This window comes from Vibrio sp. V42_P2S4T144, assembly GCF_009904715.1.
GTDB classification, from domain to species: domain Bacteria; phylum Pseudomonadota; class Gammaproteobacteria; order Enterobacterales; family Vibrionaceae; genus Vibrio; species Vibrio alginolyticus.
Map to the genome: position 1 here is coordinate 1 of NZ_WXWS01000349.1, position 6,032 is coordinate 6,032.

2 protein-coding genes and 1 pseudogene are annotated in these 6,032 nt (G+C 46.3%); 1 reads left to right on the forward strand and 2 read right to left on the reverse strand.

Annotated features, from left to right (window positions below; genetic code table 11):
- A pseudogene (locus tag CAG68_RS12085) lies at nt 1-1,701 on the forward strand (OmpA family protein); the annotation flags it as partial.
- Nucleotides 1,702-1,781: 80 nt separating this feature from the next.
- Here CAG68_RS12085 and CAG68_RS12090 read toward each other — a convergent pair.
- A complete protein-coding gene (locus tag CAG68_RS12090; protein WP_161441197.1) occupies nt 1,782-3,413 on the reverse strand; it encodes a sigma 54-interacting transcriptional regulator in 1,632 nt (543 codons plus the stop codon).
- Nucleotides 3,400-6,032, reverse strand: a 2,633-nt coding sequence (gene tssH / locus CAG68_RS12095) for a type VI secretion system ATPase TssH (RefSeq protein WP_161441198.1), incomplete at its 5' end; no start/stop codon positions are given. The genes tssH and CAG68_RS12090, both read right to left, overlap by 14 nt.

Below are 6,032 nucleotides of genomic sequence, written 5' to 3' on the forward strand. Positions count from 1 at the left end.
GGGTTCCCTGTACAGACACGCCTATTCTTGGACCGAAAATCAGATGGGTCCTTGCAAGAAAGTGCTTCTATCCGAGAAGGCCTAAAGGCATTTTGTCACGACTTCAACTTAGCTAAAGTAGAACTTGGTCGTGATGATATAGAGTTCAGCCGCTTGCTGGTTCAAGACGGTGAGAAATGGATGCCATATGTAGAGTGGGCATTTGCGCAGAATGGACGAAAGCTACGCCCACAAACTCGCGTGAAACTACAGGTGGTTTTAAAAGACAATGTTTCATCTAAGACACTGTTTTTACAGGAGGTCGCTTATCGCGCAGCCGTTGTTGGCTTGGATTCTCACGGGCCAACCTTTGATGTATTGTTCACCAAAATGGATGCCTCTCAATTCGAAGATCCTGATGGAGCGATTAAAAAACACTTTGATAGTAAAGGTGCTAAGGATAAGGAATTGCATGGTCTTGAATTTGAGCCAACATATGGATTTGGTGAGTTTTTAATCCATGGCATCAAGCCGTTATGCCCAAATGTTAAAGTCATAGATGAGGTGAAAGCCTTCTTTACAGGTCAAAGCGTGTTTGAATATGTTCGAGACACCGGTGCTTTTGAGCAGATGAGATATGTCTTCTCACTAGGAGGACATGATTTGCTAGCGGGTAAGTTAGAGGGCTTGGGTACATATAAAAATTACACTCTAGATATTACTGAAGTTAACTTTGGTATCGATGGTCAAAGCCCTGCACAAGAAGCGAAAAACTTTAACGGTCGAACATTGGAAAAGACGAAACTCACAGACACTGACTTTTTGATCGAAGAGTTTGTCATGAGTGAGTCTGCATCATCTCGAGACAGTACACCGAAGGTGATCGATGGCAACCTTATTATTTTGCCTGGTGTTGAAATTGACGGTGACCTTGCTTGGGGTGAAGGCAACGCAAATAAGCTGATAAACCAAAATTTTGATTGGTCGAAAGAGCAAAGGTTTTCACTTTGTTTTGCGGTGTTGGGGGATGAACGTGCGAGTGACGACTACGATACAATGTTACTCAACGCCATTGAGTGTGGGGTGAAACTGCAGCTCAAAGATGGTCCAGTTAAAAATGACGTGATGTATTATGCCGGGGTAGTCAACATTCATTCTCGTCTTGTTACCGAGAAGTCAAATACTGGGTATAATGGAATAGAAACAAGAACCGTTTTTGATCTAGAGCTTGACGATAGCGGCGCGACTAAGCGTACAGGTCTGGAGCAAAGCGCCGTTCAATTTATTGATCAGAATGACGCGAATTTCTCCCGTTTATTAACTTCAAGCGAGAAAAAGTACCTTTATATCATTCGCTTTGAGTACTCTTATGTGTCGCCTACAGGCAAACTAGTTAATGGTTTAAGACCTTTTGGTGATGTTTTAGATGGTAATGATCTAAAACCTATCAAACTTGAGCTGGCTTCATTTGAACAAATGGATGTAAGTGAAGGTTATGAACTACCGAAGTTTGAGCTTCAAGTTCCTGCGGTGAAAGACTTCATGACGGGTAAGCCATGGATAGAAACGGTTGAAAAGGAAAATGCGACAAGTGAGGCGAATCACTTACACTGGAAAAACCTAGGGGTACAGAACGAGCAGAAAGGATATGTTGAGAATTGGATAACGAAACAAGCGTCTTCGCTCAATGCTCCGGAAATAGCTCTTTTACAGGCAAAGTAACATACAAAAAAACCGCCTTCGGGCGGTTTTTCTTTTCTTATGACTTCATACTGAATTTAGAATTTTCTTTTTAAGCCCCATCAACCCGCTGCAGAAATGTCGTATTTCTTCATCTTATGGTTGAGAGTGCTCATTGGAAGTGCCAATTGCTCGGCGGCCTTCTTGGTGTGCCAATTGCAGGCATTTAAGCAATCGATGATTACTGTACGCTCGTATTGGCTGACAACGTCCTTAAGGCTCTTTGAAACGTCTTCTAAATCCGCTTGTGCTTGCTGCTCGTAAGCAGGTTGTTCTGGGGCAGGTGACGCCGCTGTTACTTCAACACTTGGCGTATCTTCTGGGATTTGTTCACCAAACTCAATGTGAGTGATGGTTTCAAAATCGGACAGTAGCACTGAGCGTTCGATGATGTTTTTAAGCTCACGCACGTTACCTGGGTATGGGTACGCAAGAAGCTGTTTACGGACGTTGGCACTTAACCCTGGTGCTTGCGGTAAACCTAGCGTGTTGGTGGTGTGTTGCACGAAGTGTTCTGCGAGAGGGAGAATGTCCGACTTGCGTGCTCTCAAGGGAGGCAGCGTAATCGGGAATACGTTCAAGCGATAGAACAAGTCAGCACGGAACCCACCATCTTTGATTTGCTGCATAAGATTACAGTGGGTTGCGGCGATAACGCGAACGTCGACGTCAATCTCTTTGCTGGTGCCGATTGGGCGAACTTTACGTTCTTGTAGCACACGCAGCAATTTTGCCTGCAGTAGCATTGGCATATCGCCAATCTCATCTAAGAAAAGCGTACCGCCATTGGCTGCTTCAAACAGGCCGACTTTGTCTTTGTCTGCGCCCGTAAATGAGCCTTTCTTATGGCCGAAGAGTTCCGACTCCAATAACTGCTCTGGAATAGCCGCACAGTTTTGAACGATCAAAGGTTGTTCTGCTCGGTTAGAGTTTTCGTGAATGTATTTCGCGATCACCTCTTTACCGGCACCAGTCTCACCACGTAACAGAACGTCGACAGGAAGAGATAACACCTTATCAAGACGATTCAAGACATTGAGCATTTCTTCGCTCTCTGCAATAGGGCCCTGATAGGTTTTTTGGGTGCGCTTTTTGAGCTGAGTGTTCTCGCGCACTAGGGCTTGATTATCGGCACTGAGGCTTTTAATCACTTGCCCATATTGCTCTAACCAAACGGCTTGGCGAATATTACTCGCCGCCATGCGACAAAACTCAGTCAATGCCGCCTCATTGTCGATAACACTTAGATCGAGCAAGACCAAGAGTCCAATGGTCTTACTTTCGCTATCAATCAAAGGCCAAGCCAGTAAGTTCTCGCTTTTTAGCCCTAGCGTCTGCTCAGTTTGATAGATGCTGTCACAGTCATAACCGTTGTACTTATACAACTCGTTAATCAATACCACTTCACCATTGCGAATGGCAAAGTTAAATGGGTCGTTCTCACTAGCGGAATCAATCTGCAATGCCTCCCAAGGGGGGGAAACAATCGTTTTATCGTTATGGTGAGCGGTACTTGGAATCAACGCCTGGCCAGTCTGGTCCAAAACATAAATGATGCCGTGCTTTGCGAGGGTCATTTGTCTCGCAGCGGTCAACACTGCATCCAACGTTTGAGTCAGCTGGCTGCGATCAGCCAAAGATTGGCTGATCGCAAGTAGGGCGTTGCTAAGTTCGCTATGGTTAGCTGAACGCATAGGTTAGTGTTCCTTGCTCATCGACAGACACTTCGATTTGCGTATGTGAATCATCCTTGTCATGCACTAATAGCTGAGTCGATAGTTGCGGCAGCAACTGACGGTTGATGACCGCGTCGATGTTACGCGCGCCCGTTTCAGCAATGCGACAGTTACCTAGTACGAACTCAACCAAGCTTTCTTCGTAGCTCAGAGACAACTTGTGATGGCTCTGTAGACGCTGAGAAACTTTGTTCAGCTTGTGGTGAATAATTTCTGTCATCGCTTCATCAGACAGCGGAACAAATGGTAGTACTGACATACGTGCCAACAGCGCCGGCTTGAAGTGTTGGTTCAAAGTAGGGCGAATAGCTTCTGCGATGATGTTTGCATCGATGTCTTTGGATTGATGAACCAAAGATTCGATCTCATGCGTCGCAAGGTTACTGGTCATGATGATCAGCGTGTTCTTGAAGTCGATTGTGCGGCCTTCGCCGTCGTTCAGCGTGCCTTTGTCGAACACTTGGTAGAACAGGTTCAACACTTCAGGGTCGGCTTTTTCCACTTCATCAAGAAGAACAACAGAATATGGACGTTGACGAACCGCTTCTGTCAGCATGCCGCCTTCACCGTAACCTACGTAACCCGGAGGTGAACCGATTAGGCGAGATACCGTGTGCTTCTCTTGGAACTCAGACATGTTAATGGTCGTCATAAAGCGCTCACCACCAAACATTTGATCAGCGATCGCACGAGCCGTTTCGGTTTTACCCACGCCACTTGGGCCAACCAGCAGGAATACGCCTGTTGGTGCGTCTGGGTTACCTAGACCAGCTTTCGCAGTTTGAATGCCTTCAGACAGGGCATCGATAGCGTATTCTTGGCCTTTGATGCTTTGTGTTAGGCTTTCTTTCAGTTTTAGCGTGGTTTCTGCTTCGTCTTGAAGCATCTTACCCATAGGAATACCAGTCCAGTCCGAGATCACATGGCTAACTTCATCTGGACCCACTTCAAAGTGAACCAGCGGGTTACCACTGCGGATTGCGTCTAACTGTTCTTGGCAGGCTGAAATTGCAATGCGAACGGCTTCTTCATCCATTTCTGCATATGGAGAAACGTCTTGCTCTTGTTCTGAATCTTCGTCTGCAGAAAGCTCTTCTTCATTTGTTTCGCCAAAAACCAGTTCATGCAAGCGAGAGCGTAGAGCAATCATCTCTTGGATCTGCTCCTTTTCTTTGTGCCATTGAGCTTCTTGTTCTGCTAGCTCTTCTTTCGTTGTTTCCATTGCCAGTTTTAGGTCTGGAATGTTAGCAAGGCTGTGCTTGTCGCCAGTTTGCTGCAGAGCATCACGCTCAAGTGCTTCAAGCTCGCGCTGTTGAGCTGCAAGTTCTTGCTGCAGTGTCTCTACAGAAGCAGGAATGGCATTAAGGCTGATGTTCACTCGTGCACACGCCGTATCTAGTACATCGATCGCTTTGTCTGGCAGTTGACGACCAGAGATGTAACGAGCAGAAAGTGCTGCCGCAGCAGTGATAGCATCGTCACGCACGTAAACGTTATGTGACTTCTCGTATGCTGGGCGCAGACCACGAATGATCAATGCTGCTTGCTCAGGAGACGGTTCGTCGAGTTTCACCAATTGGAAACGACGCGCAAGAGCAGGATCTTTCTCGAAGTATTTCTTGTATTCCGACCATGTTGTCGCAGCGATGGTTTTCACTTCACCACGCGCTAGGGCTGGTTTTAGCAAGTTTGCCGCGTCGCTGCCGCCTGCTTGGTTACCACCGCCAACAAGGGTGTGTGCTTCATCGATGAATAGAATGATTGGAGTTGGTGAGTTTTTCACTTCATCCAATACTGCGTTTAGGCGTTTTTCGAATTCGCCTTTTACGCTTGCACCAGCTTGCAGGAGACCCATGTCCAGGCCGTAAAGCTCAACACCTTTGAGGTTGTCTGGTACGTCACCTTGTACAATCTTAAGTGCCAAACCTTCTACTACTGCGGTTTTACCAACGCCCGGTTCACCAACAGCAATAGGGTTGTTTTTACGGCGACGAGCAAGAATGTCCACGATTTGGCGGATTTCTTGGTCGCGGCAGAAAACAGGGTCGATTTCGCCTTTGCGTGCTTTACCAGTGAAGTCGGTTGTGAACTTGCTCAGTGCTGAGCCATCCTCACGAGCTTGTGTTTTCTCTGAAGTAGCAACTTGCGCCTCAATAGAGTGGCTTGTAAGCTCTGCAAAGTTACGCTTAAGGCTGTCAGGGTTTACCGCTTCAAGGATAGAGGCGTAACCATGTTGGCCGTAACGGAGAGGGTTGCTAACAAGAGTAAGGAGTAAGGCACCAGAGCGGATTTGTGTTTCGGATAGATCTAAAGAAGAAACCAGCCAGCTTTCTTGCAACCATTCGATTAATAAAGCAGAAAAAACAGGTTTGCTGCCATTTCCTTTGGCGTTGGTGTCGAGTGTGGATCGAACCGATTGTCTTAATAAGTTCTCAGAACAATCAAAATGACTTAATAAGACGTCAAAATCACTATTTGGCCTTTCTAATAGACTCAGTAAATAATGCTCAATTTGAACTTCGTTTGCTTTTTCAGAGACTGCAAGTGCAGCGGCGTCTTCTAATGCTACTTTTGCAA